This is a genomic window from Halobacteriovorax sp. HFRX-2_2 (assembly GCF_043196705.1).
Lineage (GTDB): Bacteria > Bdellovibrionota > Bacteriovoracia > Bacteriovoracales > Bacteriovoracaceae > Halobacteriovorax_A.
Window position 1 is genome coordinate 249,860 of the sequence record NZ_JBEBMT010000001.1, and the last position, 19,307, is coordinate 269,166.

General features: G+C 38.4%; 18 protein-coding genes. 9 read left to right on the plus strand and 9 right to left on the minus strand.

Translation table 11 applies throughout. The features are described from left to right. Nucleotides 1–54: 54 nt before the first annotated feature. From pheA to ABMA79_RS01180, 6 genes are all read right to left on the minus strand, one after another. Complete coding sequence (gene pheA, locus ABMA79_RS01155; protein ID WP_392857161.1) at nt 55–876, minus strand: prephenate dehydratase; 822 nt, start codon at nt 874–876, stop codon at nt 55–57. Between the two features lie 8 nt (nt 877–884). Then, nucleotides 885–1,616 (minus strand): prephenate dehydrogenase/arogenate dehydrogenase family protein, encoded by a 732-nt coding sequence (locus ABMA79_RS01160; protein ID WP_393089545.1) that lies wholly within the window; start codon nt 1,614–1,616, stop codon nt 885–887. Further along, complete coding sequence (locus tag ABMA79_RS01165; protein ID WP_392857158.1) at nt 1,616–2,773, minus strand: pyridoxal phosphate-dependent aminotransferase; 1,158 nt, start codon at nt 2,771–2,773, stop codon at nt 1,616–1,618. The genes ABMA79_RS01160 and ABMA79_RS01165 overlap by 1 nt, the downstream gene beginning before the upstream one ends. 19 nt (nt 2,774–2,792) lie before the next feature. Then, entirely contained in the window at nt 2,793–3,884 is a 1,092-nt protein-coding gene (locus ABMA79_RS01170; RefSeq protein WP_393061585.1) for a chorismate mutase, read from the minus strand. A 206-nt stretch (nt 3,885–4,090) separates the two neighbouring features. Beyond that, nucleotides 4,091–4,528, minus strand: a complete 438-nt coding sequence (locus ABMA79_RS01175; RefSeq protein ID WP_392857154.1) for a 6-carboxytetrahydropterin synthase — start codon at nt 4,526–4,528, stop codon at nt 4,091–4,093. A 76-nt stretch (nt 4,529–4,604) separates the two neighbouring features. Further along, nucleotides 4,605–5,093, minus strand: coding sequence for a hypothetical protein (locus ABMA79_RS01180; RefSeq protein WP_392857152.1), 489 nt, complete (start codon nt 5,091–5,093; stop codon nt 4,605–4,607). A 102-nt stretch (nt 5,094–5,195) separates the two neighbouring features. Here ABMA79_RS01180 and ABMA79_RS01185 point away from each other — a divergent pair, with 102 nt between their 5' ends. The 5 genes from ABMA79_RS01185 to ABMA79_RS01205 all read left to right on the plus strand — a co-directional run bounded on the left by ABMA79_RS01185 (nt 5,196) and on the right by ABMA79_RS01205 (nt 10,078). Beyond that, on the plus strand, nt 5,196–7,535 hold the full coding sequence (locus ABMA79_RS01185) for a DNA polymerase II (protein WP_393089547.1): 2,340 nt from the start codon (nt 5,196–5,198) through the stop codon (nt 7,533–7,535). Further along, the gene (locus ABMA79_RS01190; RefSeq protein WP_393089549.1) at nt 7,532–7,828 is read left to right on the plus strand and encodes a hypothetical protein; all 297 of its coding nucleotides are present in this window, start codon (nt 7,532–7,534) and stop codon (nt 7,826–7,828) included. Before ABMA79_RS01185 ends, ABMA79_RS01190 begins: the two co-directional genes overlap by 4 nt. A gap of 81 nt (nt 7,829–7,909) precedes the next feature. Then, nucleotides 7,910–8,134, plus strand: a complete 225-nt coding sequence (locus tag ABMA79_RS01195; RefSeq protein WP_392857147.1) for a YggT family protein — start codon at nt 7,910–7,912, stop codon at nt 8,132–8,134. Nucleotides 8,135–8,216: 82 nt separating this feature from the next. Continuing rightward, nucleotides 8,217–9,053 (plus strand): hypothetical protein, encoded by an 837-nt coding sequence (locus tag ABMA79_RS01200; protein ID WP_393089551.1) that lies wholly within the window; start codon nt 8,217–8,219, stop codon nt 9,051–9,053. 155 nt (nt 9,054–9,208) lie between these two features. Then, nucleotides 9,209–10,078, plus strand: coding sequence for a septum formation initiator family protein (locus ABMA79_RS01205; protein ID WP_393089554.1), 870 nt, complete (start codon nt 9,209–9,211; stop codon nt 10,076–10,078). Here ABMA79_RS01205 and ABMA79_RS01210 read toward each other — a convergent pair. Then, entirely contained in the window at nt 10,023–10,547 is a 525-nt protein-coding gene (locus ABMA79_RS01210; protein WP_393089557.1) for a DUF192 domain-containing protein, read from the minus strand. The two genes, ABMA79_RS01205 and ABMA79_RS01210, sit on opposite strands and share 56 nt — an antisense overlap. Nucleotides 10,548–10,577: 30 nt before the next feature. Here ABMA79_RS01210 and aspS point away from each other — a divergent pair, with 30 nt between their 5' ends. The 4 genes from aspS to ABMA79_RS01230 all read left to right on the plus strand — a co-directional run bounded on the left by aspS (nt 10,578) and on the right by ABMA79_RS01230 (nt 15,868). Further along, nucleotides 10,578–12,368, plus strand: a complete 1,791-nt coding sequence (aspS, locus tag ABMA79_RS01215) for an aspartate--tRNA ligase (RefSeq protein ID WP_393089561.1) — start codon at nt 10,578–10,580, stop codon at nt 12,366–12,368. 50 nt (nt 12,369–12,418) lie between these two features. After that, nucleotides 12,419–13,879, plus strand: a complete 1,461-nt coding sequence (locus ABMA79_RS01220) for an SLC13 family permease (protein ID WP_393089564.1) — start codon at nt 12,419–12,421, stop codon at nt 13,877–13,879. 78 nt (nt 13,880–13,957) lie between these two features. Next, nucleotides 13,958–15,448, plus strand: coding sequence for a hypothetical protein (locus tag ABMA79_RS01225; RefSeq protein WP_393089567.1), 1,491 nt, complete (start codon nt 13,958–13,960; stop codon nt 15,446–15,448). Between the two features lie 45 nt (nt 15,449–15,493). Then, nucleotides 15,494–15,868: a hypothetical protein gene (locus ABMA79_RS01230; RefSeq protein ID WP_393089570.1), complete on the plus strand. Its 375-nt coding sequence runs from the start codon at nt 15,494–15,496 to the stop codon at nt 15,866–15,868. A gap of 18 nt (nt 15,869–15,886) precedes the next feature. Here ABMA79_RS01230 and ABMA79_RS01235 read toward each other — a convergent pair whose 3' ends face one another. Both ABMA79_RS01235 and mutS read right to left on the minus strand, forming a co-directional pair. After that, complete coding sequence (locus ABMA79_RS01235) at nt 15,887–16,480, minus strand: RDD family protein (protein ID WP_392857135.1); 594 nt, start codon at nt 16,478–16,480, stop codon at nt 15,887–15,889. Nucleotides 16,481–16,551: 71 nt separating this feature from the next. Further along, the gene (gene mutS, locus ABMA79_RS01240) at nt 16,552–19,245 is read right to left on the minus strand and encodes a DNA mismatch repair protein MutS (protein ID WP_393089573.1); all 2,694 of its coding nucleotides are present in this window, start codon (nt 19,243–19,245) and stop codon (nt 16,552–16,554) included. Nucleotides 19,246–19,307 lie beyond the last annotated feature (62 nt).

Genomic DNA, 19,307 nt, shown 5'->3' on the forward strand with positions numbered 1-19,307 from the left:
TCGGGTGCCATGCACCTTTGGTTTCGCAAATGCGTAACCAAAGGTGCATGGCACTTAGAATTGTCCAGCAGGATAACTTCCAAGGATCTTAATGTCATTGGCGTCGCGCTTTAACTCTTTAAGGCATTCTTGAACCTTGTCATTGTGAAGGGCACCCATGAAATCAACGTAGAAGATATACTTAAATGGTTGATGAGGGATTGGGCGTGACTCAAGCTTCGTTAAGTTGATGCTGTAGTCAGCGAAAACTTGTAGGCAGCCTAGAAGTGCTCCAGGATGGTGCTTTGTTGTGAAGGCGATACTTGTTTTCTCTTTTCCAATTCCCGTTGGGATATTCTTTTCTTTAACGAAAATAAGGAAGCGAGTGAAGTTGTCTGCTTCATCTTGAATCTTTTCCTGAATGATATTGAGGCCGTAGTAGTCAGCGCAAAGGCGTGAACCAACGCAGGCTTCATTTTCAGATTTTGATTCAGAGATGATTTTGGCAGAGCCCGCAGTATCAAACTCGGCAACTGGTTTTAGGCTTTCTTTCTTAAAGAAGCCATGACATTGGGCCAAGGCAATCGGGTGTGAGTAGACGGCCTTGATATCCGCTACATCAACACCCTGATTGGCCATAAGGCAATGGTTAATTTCTAGGTAGAGTTCGCCAATGGCAAAGAAGTCATGTTTAAAAATTAAATCCATATTGATATCGACGTTTCCGACGATGCTATTTTCGATAGGTAAGATGGCACAAGCGACTTCCTCATTTTCAAGGGCGCTACATACGTCTTCACTTAGGGCAATGCCCACGGCCTCAACTTCCTTGCCAAAATATTTATAGAGTGCTTCTTCTGAGTAAGAACCTTTGGTGCCTTGAAATGCTACCTTCATTCCTTTATTCAATCTTCAAGCCTTTTGATAACTTTATTAAACGATTCTAGGAAGTCTTCACGAGTTTGTTTAGCATATTGATTATGCTCATTCATATCTGCGAATAATTCCCATGAGTCATTTTCGACAGTCTTTAAAATTTTTAAAAGTCTACGGTAACCTTTTGTGTCGATCGGAAGTTTTTTCGCATCCATATCCATTAGCGTTCTTCCAATCATGTGAGTGAGTAGAAGAGAGTGGGAGATCTGTTTATCGTGCTCGGCCGCTGTTGTCTCTATTACCTTGATTCCATGAAAGCGCATAAAGGCACAAATCTTTTGATAGTATTTATCTTCGATGCGAACAGGGCAAACAGCTATTTTAGTTCCAAATAATGTTTCACCTGCTGAGTCTGGCCCAAACATTGGGTGAGTGGCAAGAATGCTGACTGTTTCTGGCAGATGCTTCTTCATTGCAGCAACTGGCATCTCCTTAACGGAACAGACGTCAACAACGAGAGCATCTTTAGATAGTAGTGGAGCGATCTCTTCAATAACAGATTCAAATTTATTCATTGGAACAAAAGGAATGACGATTGGATTTTTACAAACTTCTTCAAGAGGTTTGAAGTGACACCCCATGGCCTCAACTTCTGCTTTTACACTTTCGTTTATATCATAAATTTCAACTGTAAAATCTTCTTCTAGGTATTTTGAAATTAATTTTCCTAAACGTCCGAACCCAATAATTCCAACTTTCATTAACAAAGAACCTTTTTTATATTTTCGTAAGCTTGTTCAATTCGTTCTACTGAATCTGTAAATGCCAGGCGGATATAATCATCTTGTCCAAAGAATTTACCAGGAACAAGGGCAACGCCAGCTTCTTCAATTAGCTTTTGCACCATCTCAACCGAGTCATTTACAATTCCTCTTTCAATAAATGGTTTGATATCAAGAAAGAGGTAGAAGGCCCCTTGAGGTTGAGTTACTTTGAAGATTTGTGAGAATAACTCATAAGCACGTTTTTTACGCTCAGTCATTGTTTCTAACATATCGCCAATGATTTCATCACTATGCTCAATGGCATTGATGGCACCATATTGTGTAAATGGTGGAATATTTCCACATAGATGGCCTTGGAAGCTGTCTACTTTCTTAATGAACTCTTCCTTGGCAATCATGTAACCGACGCGAAAGCCTGTCATACAAAATGATTTTGAGAAACTTTGAATCGAAATCGAGCGATCTGCAATTTCTTTACCAAGCATAAGAGGTGAGACGAATTCACAATCATAAGTAAGAGATTCATAGGCTTCATCACTAACGATAATTAAATCGTGTGCAATGGCCATTTCACCAAGTTTTGTTAGTTCTTCTCTTGTATAAACTGCACCAGACGGATTATTTGGTGTGTTGATATAGATTGCTTTTGTCTTTGATGTAATTGCATTCTTAATGGCATCAAGATCGAGGTGAAAATCTTCTTGTGAGTTAACAAAGACAGACTTTCCTCCAGCAAGCTTGATACTTTCTGGAATTGTTACCCAGTATGGAATAGGGACGATAACTTCATCACCTTCATCTAGAATTGACTGAAATGAGTTGAAGATAATTTGTTTTGAACCATTTCCAACGAGGATATTTTGAGGTTCAATTTGAGTTTTACAACGATGATTAAAGTAGCTTGCAATGGCCTGCCTTAGTTCTGGCTCACCACTTACAGAAGAGTATTTGGTTTTCCCTTTCTTAAGGGCCTCATAGATGGCCTCTAGAATACTTTCTTTGGGCAGGAAATCTGGTTCACCGACATTTAGGCCGATGATATCCTTTCCTTGACTTCTAAGGTTTGTAATTTGTGCCGAAATCTGGATACTACCAGACGGAGCAATTCCTTCCACTCTTTCAGATACTTTCATAACTTTATTATATCACTTTTTATGATTCTTTCTTAAAATCATTCATCATACGAGTTTGTTCTCTAACTGACTCAGTGTGAATTGCATGGTAAAGCTCTTCCACAAATCGACGATCTAGTGAAAGCTTTTCTCCCTTAGCAATACGATCATTCATTAGAGTATCCATTCTTCCAACTTGAAGAGGAGTGACGTTATTTGCACTCTTTAGTGCTCCAATTTGCTTAACGATATTCATACGCATATGCATAAATTCAAGGATATCATTATCAATTTGATCGATTTTATTTCTAAGTTTATTTAACTCATCTTCAAATCCGTCATTGTGTCCAACGGCATCTCTAACTTGTAGGTGAGTGATAATTTCATGAAGCATCTTCGGTGTTACCTGTTGAGCGGCATCACTTAAAGCTTTATCTGGAGTGATATGAGTTTCAACCATCACACCGTCCATATTCATATCCATGGCCTTCTGACAAACCTCTCCAATAAGATTTCTGTTACCGGCAATGTGTGAAGGGTCACAGATAATTGGAAGATCTGGCATTAATCTTTTAAGTTCGATTGGAATGGCCCAGTATGGTTTATTTCTGTATTTTGTCTTTTCTGCACTTGAAAAACCTCTGTGAATTGCAGCAAGTTTATCTAGGCCAACATTTGAAAATCTTTCAATAGCACCCATCCAAAGCGCAAGGTCAAGGTTGATAGGATTCTTTACCATAACTGGAATGTCGACACCTTTAAGGGCCTCAGCGATTTCTTGAACAGCAAAAGGTGAAACCGTCGTACGTGCTCCAATCCAAAGAATATCAACATTGTGCTTAAGAGCTAATTCAACGTGAGAAGCATTAGCAACTTCTGTTGTAATAGGAATATTAAAATCTTTTCTAACTTGTTCCATCCAAGGAAGGCCAACTAGTCCTACACCTTCAAATGTATTTGGGCGAGTTCTTGGCTTCCAGATACCTGCACGAAAGGCGTCCACTTTACCATTTTCAACTAGCTCTTTTGCAATCTGATAAACTTGCTCTTCACTTTCTGCTGAACACGGTCCAGCGATAACAAGAGGCTTTTCATCAATTTTAATCCAAGAGTTTAGTGGCGCTATTTTCATGTGACATCCTTTTTAGACTTTCTTTTTGGTCAAGTATTAAGATAAATTTATATTACTCAATACAATACTATTCAAGTCTTTAACTCATCGAAATTGACTTAAATTTTCTTAATTTATTCAGTGTTTATTTGATGTAAATGGAATTATTTGCTTAGGGAAAGTTATGGGCCTAAATATCGCTAAGTATATCAGGCCCACGATAAGAATTATGGAATATAAATTGCTGAGTTCTTTTCGTTCTCTTTTACTTCAAGACGAGAAATCCATACACGGCCGTCAGTTTTCTTCTTAATAAGTTCAGACATTTTTTCGTAAACGAATTCTGCCGTTCCTTCCATTCCTGCATTTGGCAGAACACGAAGTTGAACGACACCTGCTTCATCAAGTTTTTTAAATTCATCCATAAATGGATCATCTTGTGATGCAAGAAAAGTGTGGTCGAACATATCATCAAGCCAGGCCTTTACATCTTTAAGATCACCGAAGTCCATAACCCACATTTCTTTTGTTAATTCAGAACATTCAAATTCAAAATGAAATGAGCGAGAGTATCCGTGAACGAAGCGACAGTGTGAATCTGCTTTCCATTGACGGTGTGTACATGGGAAACCATAGAAGTGTTTTGTTGATTTAAAAGTGGCCATAATTATCTCCGTTTAAGTACCTACACACTAGCATAGATCGGGTAATCATGGCCACATGATCTAGTCCCAGAAGGGACTATAACTTGATAGTTTTGATATCTTCATTAAGTTCTTTGGTAGCTTTTTTGGTAAAGATGAGGGTAGGGGAATACTTGAAAGCTACACCCAGAACCAGAAGAGTTTGGATAATGAAGATATTGCGATTAATATCCTGTCCTCCTTCTGCTGCCACGAAGTTTCCAGCTGAGGGAAACCATCTTAGGGCAATAAAGTAAATCGCAACTGGTAAGAGCATATTCACTAGGCCATTGTAGACTCTTTCTTTTGAATTCTTAGGGGGATTTAAGAACTCATTTAATAGAGCGAATCCTAAGGACAGTAGTGAAAGTGCTGTAAATACCACGGTCATTACAGGGTTTTGGAAAACTTGAATGGATAAGAGTGCCAAGACACCAAAGAACATATAGCTCAGTAAGCGATACTTCTTGCCCTTGTCATCCTTTTCCGAAAAGAAATCCACTAAAAAAACTAAATTGAATACTGTGAATACGATTGTTATTGTCATGCCCTGCATATCGGGGCTTTTGCCAATGTCTAAACTTAAGAAAATACTAAAAAAGGCTAAATCCTCTTTAACAAATTGCTCTAAATAAGCTACGCTCTGTCCATGACGAATATCATAAGCACACAGGGTTTTATCATTCACGATCAAGTTGTTGATCAGGCCAATCATATGGAACTTATCTTTTGGATTAAAACGCCAGAAGATGTTGTTAAAGTGATTATTTCAAACGAGCGTCCTCTCTTTTTTATTGAAAGTGATGCTAACTTAAATCTTAGCTTTCAAGGTGAGAGAAAGAAGTTAAACCTAAAAGCTTTCAATGGCAGAAGCTTAGATGGTATTTATTTTAATCGTCATAAAGATCTCATGGATACAAGAGAGCACTTTCATAAAAATGGAATCCGTACCTATGAAAGTGATGTTAGGCCAAATGAACGATTCTTGATGGAGAGATTCATTAATGGTGAAGTTCTTATTCAAGGGCAAGCTCAAGTGATGGGCAAGATGCGTGTTTTTCATAACCCACAAATGAAGGCCTTGGGAATTCATGAGTCCGCCCAAAAACCAACGCCTAATTTTAATATTATGTCCTTAGATATTGAAACGAGTATGGGAAATGATCTCTACTCCATTGCAATCCATCAAATAGGTGATCGCGATATTAAAAAAGTTTATATGGTTGATGAAAGTGGCCAGTACTCAAATGATGAGTTAACAACTTTCTATCGTAGTGAAAAAGAATTAATGATTTCATTCATTAACGATTTCCCTAATTATGATCCAGACTTTATCGTCGGCTGGCACGTTATTGGTTTTGACTTAAAATTCTTAGAACGAAAGTGCCAACAATTTGGTATTAAATTTAATCTTGGGCGCGATGGCTCTCAAGTTCGTTTGAGAGAAAGAAAGGGGGCCGGTTGGTTTTCAACAATTGCTGGTCGCCAAGTCATCGATGGGCCACCAACTTTAAGGGCGGCTTTTTATCAATTTGAAAATTTTAAACTCGATACTGTCGCTACTGCTGTCCTTGGTGCGAATAAAGATATTACTGAAACAGGGATGGATAAGGTTGAAGAGATCACAAGACGCTTTTTAGAAGAGAAGCATGCTCTTGCAAAATATAATATTCTCGACTGTACTCTCGTTCTTGATATTTATAAGAAGCTAGAAATTATTGATCACCTTTATCGCCGCGTACAACTTAGTGGGATGTTAATTGATCGTCTCTCTGGCTCAACACGCGCCTTTGATCATATCTATTTACCGCGTCTTCACCGTAAAGGGTTTATTGCTGGAAATACTTTAGATATCGATAAAGAAAGTGCATCTCTTGGTGGGCTCGTTATTGAGGGAACTAAAGGGTTACATGAAAACGTTGTGGTTCTAGATTTTAAGTCTCTCTACCCAACGATTATTAAAACTTTTAAAATAGATCCTCTTTCTCGTTTAAAAGGTGATGTGAATTCAACAGTTCTTAAAAACGGTGTTGCCTTTTCTAAGACGGAGCATATTCTTCCGGAACAAATCGACTTTCTTTTAAAGCAACGTGAAATTGCAAAAACGAGACAAGATAAGAACTTATCACAGGCCGTAAAAATTCTAATGAATTCATTTTACGGAGTGATGGGCTCTGGTGGCTGTCGCTTCTATCATGCGGACCTTGCAACCTCGATAACTTCAACAGGTCAGTGGCTTTTAAATGAGTCCATGAATTATGCCCGCTCACTTGGTTATGAAGTTGTTTATGGTGACACTGACTCTGTCTTTATCAAGCTAAAATTCTTAGAGACTTCTCAAAAGGATAAGGCGGGTACAGATCTAGCACGTAAAATAACAACTCATTTAACAGAATTAATTGAAAGAGATTATGATCTCGAGTCACACCTTGAGATGGAATATGAAAAATGTTTTAAGAAGCTTTTTATTCCTGAATCACGAAGTTCTGAAATGGGGGCAAAGAAGCGCTATGCCGGAATTTTTGATAATGGTGAATTATATTTTTCGGGCATGGAATTTGTTCGTTCTGATTGGACTAAGGCCGCAAAGAGCTTTCAATACGAAATCTACAAGCGCTTTTTTAATGCAGAATCTTTAAACGAATATATTAAGAATTATGTAAATGATCTTAAAAATGGCCTATTTGATAAAGAATTGATTTATTCAAAGAGGTTATCTAAAGATATTAGTGAGTACACAAAGTCTAACCCTCCTCATGTGAAGGCCGCAAGGTTGTTACAAGAAAAGGAGCCTGATAAGAATATCAGGAAAATCGACTACTTAATAACAATGCATGGGCCAGTTCCACTGGACTTTGCGCCAAAAGATATCGATTATCAGCACTATATTGACAAACAACTGTCTCCAGTGGCAACTGATGTGCTAAAATTTATGGGTATCTCCTTTGACGATATTGTCATGGGTTCACAAATGAGTTTATTTGAATGAGCGAGCAACAAGAAGTAATACATTCTAGAAGAAGCTACAAAAAGAATTGGGCCTTTATGGGTTCTGTGTTCTTTGTTATGGCCATCATCTACGTTTTCTTTAAACGCGACCTCTATTTATATGTCTGTGAACAAGAGAATAATGCCCCGGCCTGTTTCTTATTATCTGATATTTATCAGGATGACGGGGAGCATGCAAAGGCGCAAAAGTATCTTGAGCTATCTTGTCAGAATAAATATGAAATCGCTTGTAATAAGCTAGGGAAGGTACTTCCGGCCACTATCGTGAAATAGTATCACTTTTATTTCCTTACCATCGCTTGAACTTTTTTCGCTTCTTATATATCCTATTGAGCAGTTCAAAGGGGTTCTATTTTGATTCGAACATTAATTGATATTTATATTTTTATTCTCATCATTGATGTGATTATTTCTTATATTCCTCAATATAAGTCACATCCAATTTGTATCAGAATTAAGCAACTCTCAGACTACACATGCGGGCCAGTTCGTCGCATGTTACCTGAAATGGATATTCCATTTGATATCTCTCCAATGATTGTCATTTTATTTTTAAAGATTTTTGTCGCAGTTTTTTAGTTTCTTTGTAATTTCAAATTCTTGCCAATACGTATCAAAAGTTATTAAACTATAATCATATGTATTGCCTATGGAGGGGTTGGTGCACAACGAGTTTGATTTTCTTACACAAGAGACTTTTAACCTAAATACACAAGATACTTTTTTGGCCGATGAAGATTTTCGAAATGAATTTCTTTTTGGCTCAGATAGTTTAGAGTCTGAATCAGAGTCGATTGCAAAATATCCACAAACTTCTGGCTTCGTTTACAATATCGTTAAGAGTAGCTCAACATTCTCTATTCGCGGTGTAATCTCGGATAATATTAGCGAAACATTCGAGTTGGCCAATTCTGGTGATCTGACAACGCTAAAGTCACTTAGAATCGATGAGAGTGAAGTGGCCGCAACTCTTTACTATGAAATATCAAACCTAGATCTTGCTCAAGTTATTTACGATCAAATTTTTAATAAGCGCTTTCCTTTAGAGGAAGACCTCATTTGCAATATCTCTGACCCTGGCTTTAGCTGGTGGTATCAAAGAAGTGATGATGCGATTAGAATTAACTTCAAAAGCCATAAGCTTGAGGGCAGTGGAGAAAGACTGAAATTAGGACCAATTGGTGATGTTTGTATTGCAAGTATCCTATTTACACGTCTGGAAAAGGCCATTGAAGAGAAGATGAATCTTTTAGAATTCAGCATCTCCGAAAAGCATTTTATTATAAAACCAAAAGATCGCTTTCACCGAGTTTTTGAAGAATTGTCACTTGTTTTTGAAGAAGGAGAGCTTGATAACGATGCTCAAATTCTTAAGGGACTAGACGATACTTTAAAATTATATCTAATTGAGTTGGCAACAATCAGAAAGTTTTGGCTTCATGTCGAAGCTTTAAATACAAATTTCGATTATTCAACAACTCAGAATCTTCTGTCTTAGTCGTCATTAAAACGGCCGAAATGCCTTTGTGCGTTTTGTCACGATAAGTTTTCCGTGAGAAAACTACTTGTGCGAAATTTTGAAACGCATTAAAATATTGATATTGGGAAAAAAAGTATTCATGAGGAATGCTTCGCAAAAAACAGGATGTAAGTTTGCAGTTTTCACTAGGAAGAAATCGTGGACCTTCTGCGTCAGGGTCTGCATCGAAGACTAATAGTAGTTCAGAGCAAAATTCAAGAAGTGCAGCAATGCAAAAGGCGATTGAGAGAAATCGTGCAAAGATGGCCTCTAGAAGTACTTCTAGACCGATGGGAACTCCACCTCCAACTCCTGGTGCATCAGCAACTGCTCGTCCAAGACCAAGACCGATGTCTGCTCCATCACGTGATGAGGGAGAATCTAGTGAATCGGGCTCTTCTGTTTTAGCAAAACTTCGTGCTCAACGCGCTCAACGAGAGGCAAGTGCCGCTCCAAAGCCGGCAGCTGCGCCAAGACCAACTCCGACTCCTTCTGCTTCTGCAAGTGGGACTCCAACAAGAAAACCAATTACTCAAGCTGATAATATTGAAATGTCTTCGCCTCTAAGAAAGAAGGCGACTGCACCGGCAACTGTTAATTATGCAGATCAAACACCTGCAAAAGCAATTGCTAAAGCAAAGACAGCTGTTAGCGCAAAGAGAAAAGTAAAGTCAAAGTCTAAAAAGAAAGGTGAGCTTACACACTGGGGTGTGAAGCTTTGCTGGGGATTTTGCTTATTTCTACTTGGGCGTTTAGTTTTTTCTCAGGGTGGAGTCATTGAGTACTTTGATAAGAAGTCGACACTTGATCAGGCCTACCATGAAGTAACTTTACTTAAAGCAGAGAATGATGGCCTAATGAAAGAGCTGGATCTAATCAGAAATAATCACCGCTACAAGAAGAAGCTTGTGCGTGATCACCTTGGGTATATCGCTCGTGATGAGTATCTTATTTTATTCCCAGAGACTTCTGAAACTTCTGATCGAGGGCTTTCTTCCATTTAAGTTGGGAGCCCTTGGTAATTCCATACTTCTTTGCCATTCCGGCATGCAGTTCTAATACAAATTGACCCTGATAAACCTTTGTCGTTGGAATCTTTTGTGGTTCATTGCGACTTGGATAGTGGGGTAGTGTTTCAATCGCTACTACTTTAAAGTTTTTATCTAAAAAAATAATATCGAGATCAAAGTGAGTATCAGGCATCCAAAACTTTAGGGGCATCTCTTTCGGATAGACAAAGACGAGCCCTTCATTCTGTTTCATTTTATTGGCCTTGAGTCCACTTAGGCCCTGTTGTTTTTCTTCTTCTGATACCGCCCAAGAGACTTTAACCTCATTCATTTTTGGCGTGATCATGATTTTCTCGGCCCACTTTGGATTTATGAATTGAGCATGAGTGTGTATGCCTAGCGTTATGAATAGAAATACAAAAAATGTACTGAGAATATGTGAAGAATTTGTTATAAATTTCATACCAAAAAACTATATATCAAGAGGATTAGCATGTCACAGATTAAGGGTTTGATGAGAACTCACAATTTAGGAGAATTAAGGGCCGAGCACATCGGTAATGTTGTAACACTATGCGGTTGGGTAAATAAGAACCGTGACCTTGGAGGTCTAACTTTTATCGATTTACGAGATAAGTTTGGTGTAACTCAACTTAACTTCACAAATTTCAAGGGCGACGCTGATCTTCTTAAAAAATGCCATCTTGAATCAGTAATCAAAGTTGTAGGTACTGTTGCTGGACGTCCAGAAGAAGCACTTAATAAGAATATGGCAACTGGTGAAGTTGAAATTCATGTAACTGAGCTAGAAGTTCTATCTGAGTGTGATATTAATAATATTCCATTTCTTCCATATGGTGCTACTGAAGCAACAGAAGATAATAAACTTAAGTATCGTTACCTAGATCTTAGAACAAAGAAGCTTCAAGATATTCTAAAGCTTCGCTCTAAAATCACTCTAGACGTAAGAAATACAATGAGCGCAAATGACTTCATCGAAGTTGAGACGCCAATTCTTTATAAGTCGACACCAGAAGGTGCTCGTGACTATGTTGTTCCATCTCGTGTTCATCCAGGTCACGTTTACGCACTTCCACAGTCGCCACAAACTCTTAAGCAGCTACTTATGATTGGTGGAACTGATAAGTACTTCCAAATCTGTAAGTGTTTCCGTGACGAGGACTTAAGAGCTGATCGTCAGCCAGAATTTACTCAGATCGATATTGAGGTTTCATTCGCTACTGAAGAGTATATGAAAAACCTTGCAACAGATCTTATGAGAAATATTTTTGAGCTTGGTGCTGACTTTGAAATTCCAGTTATGCACTATAACGATGCCATGAGAGATTATGGTTCAGATAAGCCAGATGTTCGCTTTGGCCTAAAACAACATATTGTTTCAGAGCTTTTCAAAGATACTGAATTTGGTGTTTTCAAATCAGCTATTGAAAGTGGTGGCATGGTTAAGACGATGTTCGTACCAGCTTCAATGGGAACTTTCTCACGTAAGATCCTTGATGGATTTGTTGATGTGGTTAAGCCACATGGTGGAAAAGGTGTGGCCTTCTTTAAAGTTGAAGAGGGGAAAGCATCTGGTGGTATTTCAAAATTCATCACTGATGATGTTCTTGCTTCACTTTCTAATCTTTCAGACTTAGATGGTGATGCTGCAAACGGAACATGGCTATTCTTCGCTGACCAAGAGGGAATTGTGCACGATAGTGCAGATGCTCTTCGTCGTCACCTAGGACGCGAACTTGGTCTTATTAAAGATGGTTATGCATTCCTATGGGTAAATGACTTCCCATGTTTTGAAACAGATGAAGAAAGATTCTATGCAAAACACCACCCATTCACTTCTCCTAAGATCAGTGAAATGGATAAATTCATGAATGAAGAAGTTAATGTAAATAATAAAACTCTTCGTGACCTACCTGCTCAAGCTTACGACCTTGTTTGTAACGGATACGAGCTAGGTGGTGGATCAATTAGAATTCACAACGGTGCAGTTCAAGAGAGAATGTTTGAAGTTCTTGGAATGAGTGAAGAAGAAGTTTCTAGTCAATTTGGATTCTTCGTAAATGCACTTAAGTACGGAACTCCTCCACACGGAGGGATTGCTCTAGGTCTAGACCGTATCACTATGGTTAAGGCCGGAACTGATAATATCCGTGACGTTATCGCTTTCCCAAAAACAACGACAGCAAGTGATATGATGTCGAATGCACCATCAGTACCTGCAAAAGAGCAGACTGACGAATTACACTTTGGTTTCTTAAAATAATTGCAGAAGGCCCTCTTGTTAGGAGGGCCTTTTTTTTGGAATATTGATCTATGTTTAAAAGCTTATACCGTGAATTCTTACATGAGTGGAAACATAGCTCGACAATGTCAGTAATCTTTCAATTTCTTGGCATCATCGCTTTCTTTTTTGTCTATACTTCGAATTTAAATCTCGACAGTAATGCTAAAACGTTTTTAGCGATATTCTCTTACGTGGTTATTCAGTGGCTCCTTTCAAGTACTCCACTTTTTATCTCTGGCATGATGGGAGTAGCACTTACTGTTCTCTTTGGTGTGGTTACTTTTGAAGAAGCTTTTAGTAGCTTCAGTTCACAGATCATTTTTCTCTTCATGGGAGGCTTTCTTTTAGCGCGTGCCATGGAGAAGCTTGGCCTTGATCGAAAGTTATCAGTGACGATTCTAAACTCTCGCTTCATCGACGGGGACTTCAATCGCACACTGGCCGTCGTTATTGGTGTCACTTGTCTATTTTCGATGTGGGTTTCAAACTCCGCTACAACTGCAATGATGTTACCAATCGGTTTTGGGCTACTTAAGTCTTTTAAAGTGAAAGAAGAAACAACAAAGCAGTATTTTCTATTAATTGTTGCTTATGCCGCATCGGTTGGTGGAATGGCCACTCCAATTGGTTCACCTCCAAACCTTATTACAATGGGACTACTTGAGCAGCATACAGATCAAGTTTTAACTTTTTGGGATTGGTGTAAGTTTGGGTTTCCCCTGACAATCTTCTTTTCAATTATTTTATTCTTCTATGCAAAGAGAAAAATTACTGAAGATATTAAGAAAGTTGATAAGAATGATCTCATGATGAGCTTAGGAAAGAATAATAAAATTACAAATAACGAAATTCGCTTAATGGTTATTTTTGCGATTACGATTTTCTTTTGGTTTGCTCCAAGTTTATGCTCTCTCATATTAGGTAAGGGGCATATCGTTTCAATTTATGTACAAAAGTATTTAACAGCTGGAATGGTTGCAATCATTGCTGCTTGTACACTCTTTATGGCACCAATTTATAGTCGTACAAAATTATTGGATCAAGACGATATTAAGACGATTGATTGGGGAACACTTTTACTCTTCGCTTCTGGTCTCTCTCTAGGAACGACACTTTTTAAAACAGGAATTGCTGATTTTGTGGCAAATAACCTGATCAGTATTTTTAGTAACTGGAGCTTTGCAGCTCTTCTTGTTCTTGTTGTTGGAATTTCAATATTACTTACTGAGCTTGTGAGCAATACGGCCGCGGCCAATGTTCTGGTCCCAATTCTGATTGCAGCAGCAACTCAAGCAAATTTCTCAAGTATTACTGCCGCCTTCGTTGTGGCCTTTAGTTGTAATATGGCCTTTATGTTACCAGTTGCCACACCACCAAATGCAATTGTCTATGGAACAGGTCTCGTTCCGATGAACCGTATGATTAGCTTTGGCGTTATTCTCAATATTGTGGCCTTTATTAGCTTGGCCTTAATTGTGATGCTATCTTAGCTCTGACAGTTTCTTCCTAATTTTATTTAGTTCATTAATTATTTAAGCGTACTAATTGCTCTTTCCGAATAGGAGAGCATGAAAGCACTAAAAATCGCCACATTATCACTTTGTTCTCTTTTTACTTTTGCCATTGATGACAAGTTCGAAGACATTGCCGAGATGGATGCATGTATTGAATGTGTCATGGTTCAAGAACAGAATCAGAATATGAGCTCTTCTGGAGGTGGCTATCCTGGTATGGGAATAGGCATGGGGGGCAGCTTTACGAATTATGGTGTTAATTTGGAGATGCCGGATGAAAAAGCGATTGCATCAGCATTTGCAAAAAATCAATTACAGCATCATATATCTCAGCCGGCTAATGATACAGTGGACTTAGAAAGTTATTTTGCAAGTGTTGATCCAAAGAATGAGTTAAGTCGTAGTGAGCGTGAGAAAATTGTCACTGAAATTATAAGTAATTCCACAGCTCCATATTATGAATATAACGTAGAAACAAATACTGGTTTCTATAAAGTTAATCCCGCTATCGAACGTCTAATTCGATCGAGCCAAGCTTCTGGCTATATTGTTGATGATGAGTCATATAAAGACCTAGAGTTAGCAAAAGCCTACATTACTTATGAAGGTGATGTGAATGGGCTAATTAGTTATCTTAAAAAAAATTACAAAGGGGCCAAGCTAGCAAAGGCAGCAAATCAATATCCTCGTTATGTCGGTATGGATGACAATGGGAACCTTTCAGACGACTATTATAAATTATTAAAGCTTTCTCTCGAATCTGGGGGACTTGATGATACAAAGGTCATGCAATTAATTAGACAAGAGATTCTATCAAGATCACTTGGAGGGAAGCCATCACCAATTTCTGATTTAATATCAAAGCATATTGATGTGGCAGAGTCTTATCGAAATGGGTTAGGAGATAATTTGGCATGTGAATTTGCTAAAGGGGTTTATCTCAACACTGATCATATGAAAGAAACGATAAGTTCGACATATCCAGCAATCGCCAGTTCAGGTAATATGTTTGGCTCTTATGAGCAGCAGGCGATGATGGAAGAGCTCAAAAGTTCTACCATTTTTAATAATATGAATAGCCTTCTTCATTACCAGGCCCTAGGCGGAAGTATTGATACGGTTTGTGCAGATGGAATGTATCCAAGGGATTATCTCGAAGTTGCCCATAGAGAAGGGCTTCTTGCTAATTTTGCTAAAGAGGAGCTTATCTCTCTTGGGCTTGTACAGGATGATTGCTACAAAGATGTTTCTCGCCTTGATTTAGCGAAGTTATGTGATGCTGCTTCTATTGCATATATTCTTGAAAGACAGACCAATCGAAATCTTCAAATGTCTGAGCGCACAGAAAACTCAAATGTTAAACACAATTATAATGAGGGGAGAAATGGTTGTAGTATTTCTGTTCTTGATAATATTGTGAGAAAAGGTGGGAAGACTGTTGATCGTGAAGTTGAAGTTCTCTTAAATAGTGATGAAGTAATTTTAAGAACCAAGAGTATGGAAAAGCTAAAGGCCAGTATTAATAGCCTTTACGGAGACCAGTAAGTTCTTTGTTGCACGAAATCATAGGGGCAGATAAAATAGAATATTATGGCCCTTAGTTTAGAAAAAACTTTTATTAAAACGACAAAGAATAAGATTAAAAATCGTATTGAAAACTCTGATGAATCTTTGCTTGAGATTATTCTCGATCATAAAGAGGAGCGTTCTCGTCGTACCCAAAAAGGTGAGCATAAGGCCTGTGTGAAAAGACCATGGGACTCAAATGATAGTTCTCAGCGAGATCTCTTTAATGGAAGTAGTGAAGGTTATAACAAGTCTAAGGTCGCAAATAAAACGGTCATGAAGCCATATCAAAAAGAGAATGAGGGGAGTCGTTCAAGTAAGCCTGCAAGCTGTGACGAAAAGCTAAAGTCACGAGTTGTGGGCCGTGCCAGCGAAATCTTCGCCAACCTTGATCTTTAGATCTTTAGGGGCACGCCCCTAACCGAATAGGCTGATTTGTTCGACTTCTTCGACAGGCTCACTTTCAGCTTGGATTTCAGCAAGTGCATAAGCGAACTCTTCTGTGCTGATCACATGAGTTTGTGAAATGAAGTCTTGAACACCCTTCTGATCGTGTCTTAAGAAATTGATCACAAGTGGTAGAAAGAAAAGTAGGTTAGCGAAAACATAACCAATAGAGCGGCCAAAGCAATCAAGAGCACTTAGAGGCTCTGTTACATCGTGTGACTTCACAACCTTTAACTTGAAAAATGCTTTCCCTAGGGTCTGTCCATTTCCTAGATAGTAAGAAAAGAAGAAGTAGCTAAAGAACATGATTGCAAGTGATAGCTGCGTCGTTTGGCTTTGGAAGGCCATCGATGAAACTTTTGGTGAAGTTGAAATATTTGAAATGAAATTATTTACAAATGATAGCCAAATAAAAGTTAGGGCCTTATTTGCGAAAACGACGATGTAGATATCTAGAATGAAAGCATAGAATCTCTTTCTAAGTCGGTCTTGTCGAACCTTCTTAGCTGCTTTGCTCTTTTTATAGTAATCGTAAATTTCAGATAGCTTATTATTCGTGCTCATACAGTATTTATCGGTATGAACGCAGGAGAGTAAAAAAAAGGCGCTTAAGAAAGCGCCCTTGGAAATTATTTCTAGTTTAAAGTAATTTGGTCAACTAATTCATTGAGCTTATTTAGCGCCTGAATCGGAGTTAAGTTGTTGATATCAACTTTTGATAAGTGATCTTCAACTTGTTTTAAGTACTCAGGTATTTCTGCTGGTGTTTGTACACTGAAGAAATCTAATTGTTCACTATGGTCACTATCAAGTAACGCTTGAGACACACTTGATTCCTTTTCCATGCTCTTAAGAATTGATTGTGAACGCTTAAGAACTGTTGGAGGAAGTCCTGCAAGTTTGGCAACGTAGATACCAAATGATTGTGATGCCGCTTGCTCAACAAGACGGTATAGGAATTTAACATTACCTCTATGGTTCTGTGTTTCTACCGTCAGGTTCTTTGCTTGAGGGTAGCGATCCGCTAAATCAATTAACTCATGGTAGTGAGTTGCAAAGAGACAAAGTGCTTTTGTATTTTCAATGAAGTGCTCAACGAGTGCCCATGCGATTGAAAGGCCATCATAAGTTGATGTCCCACGTCCAACCTCATCAAGAATGATAAGAGACTTATCAGTCGCGTGTCTTAAGATCTCTGCTGTCTCGGCCATCTCAACCATGAAAGTCGATTGACCTTTTAAGATATCATCACTTGCACCAAGACGACTAAAGAGGAAGTCGCAAATGCTAACTTTAGCATTATCCGCAGGAACGTATGAACCAATCTGAGTTAAAAGTTGGATAATGGCAATCTCGCGCATAACTGTTGTCTTACCGGCCATGTTGGGACCTGTGATAAGACCAAAGTATGTTTCATCATTAAGTTTTAAGTCGTGTGGAATAAACTGATCCTTAATGGCCGCTTTAATTAGTGGGTGCCATGCACCTCGAATATCCATGTCACGAGACTTATCTGAAATTGTAGGTCTTGAGAACTCTTCGTTACGAGCAATCCAAGCTAGAGACTGTAGAGTATCTGTTGCCGATAAGATATTGGCCAGTGTTTGAATGGCCAGGCTAAGATTTGTGATTTGCTTGATAAGACTTTTAAAGATTTCTCTTTCCAGTTTTTCAAGCTTTTCACGAGCAACAACAACTTCTTTTTCAAATTGAGTTAGCTCTTCTGTCGCGTATCTTTCAGAGTTTACAAGAGTTTGTCTGCGGATAAAGTTTTCAGGAACCTTATCAGTATGAGTTTTTGAAACTTCAATAAAGTAGCCAGCTACGTTATTTGATTTAATACGAAGCTTTTGAATCCCCGTTTCTTCGCGGTAGCGATTTTCCAGTTCAACTAGGGCCTGTGCCGTATTTTGTGACATCTTAGCAAGATGGTCACGAGTTTCATTTGCACCTTCTTTGATTAAGTTTCCTTTATCAAGGTTGGCACCGATTTCGTCATTAATTGTTTTCTTAATTTCATCACGTAGAGAGAAGAGCTCTTTCTTTGCGTTTTCTTCTAGGTCTGTGAATACATTTGTTGGAAGTTTATGAAGAGAGTTTACTAACTCTTCAAAAACATCAACGGCACTTGCAATATTAAGAAGGTCTCCTGCATTAGCACGATTTGTTGCGGCCTTTGCTAGAATTCTTTCAAGGTCACGAACATTATTAAGTGCTTCACGAGTGTCTTGTAAAAGATCATCATTCTTTAAAAAGAATTCAATTGTATCAAGACGATTTGTGATCTCTTTCTTATCTGTTAATGGACTCGTAAAAACTGTTTTAAGTTTTCGAGAACCCATTGATGTCTTTGTCTTGTCCATGAAACCAAGAAGTGAATCTTTATATGTCTCACGTGACTTTGGAAGAATTTCAAGTCCAGTAAGAGTTGGGATTGTAACTTTCATCGCACCTGTGCGATCAGAGAGACTGAAAGCATGAAGGTGAGTGAACTCTTCGTGATTTTGAGTTGAACAAATATAATATGAAAGCGCACCAATTGGACTAAGAACTGTTTCATTCTCTTTTAAGAGTTGATCACGCTTATAAGTTGGAATTAGCTTTTCAAGATAAACACTTGAATACTTCTCATCAAAATACTCTTCAGAAAGGTGAGTTACAAGTGTTCCATTGTGCTCATTAAGAGTTGCAACACTTTCATACTTGTCCCACTGGCCTAAGTAAGTAATGAACTCTTTAGGGTGAAGAACACGAATCTTTTCAATGAAGTCTTCAAAGCTATCAAGAATGAAGCCTTTGAAAAATCCTGTTGTGAAATCAATGGCAACGATTTCAAAATGGCCGTTTACTTCATTACACGCGATAATGAATTGGTCTTCTTTTGAATCGGTCTTATCAAGATCGTATGGCATTCCTGGAGAGACAACTTGAGTTACCGCTCTCTTTACGATTCCTTTTGCTTCTTTAGGATTTTCAACTTGTTCACAGATAGCAACTTTGAGGCCTTCACTTGAGAAGCGATCGATATAAGTTGCAGCAGCATGGTGTGGAATTCCGGCCATTGGGATTTTGTGATCACCAAGCTTTCCTCTGTGAGTGAGGGCAATATTTAAAATCTTTGAAGCATTAATGGCATCTTCAAAGAAAACTTCGTAAAAGTCGCCCATGCGAAACATCAGCATGTGGTGACGATACTGAACTTTTATCTCGTGATATTGGGTCATCATTGGTGTAAGCTTAACGCCTTCGGCAACGATTTTTTCAATCTCTAAAGTCATGTTATTGATTCCCTTAAGTGTTGTGTATTCTTGAGCGATTAACTCTACCAAATGCGCCACCGATGGAAAAGACTTCAATACTTACAATTGGCATGACGCACTTATTTGTCGTA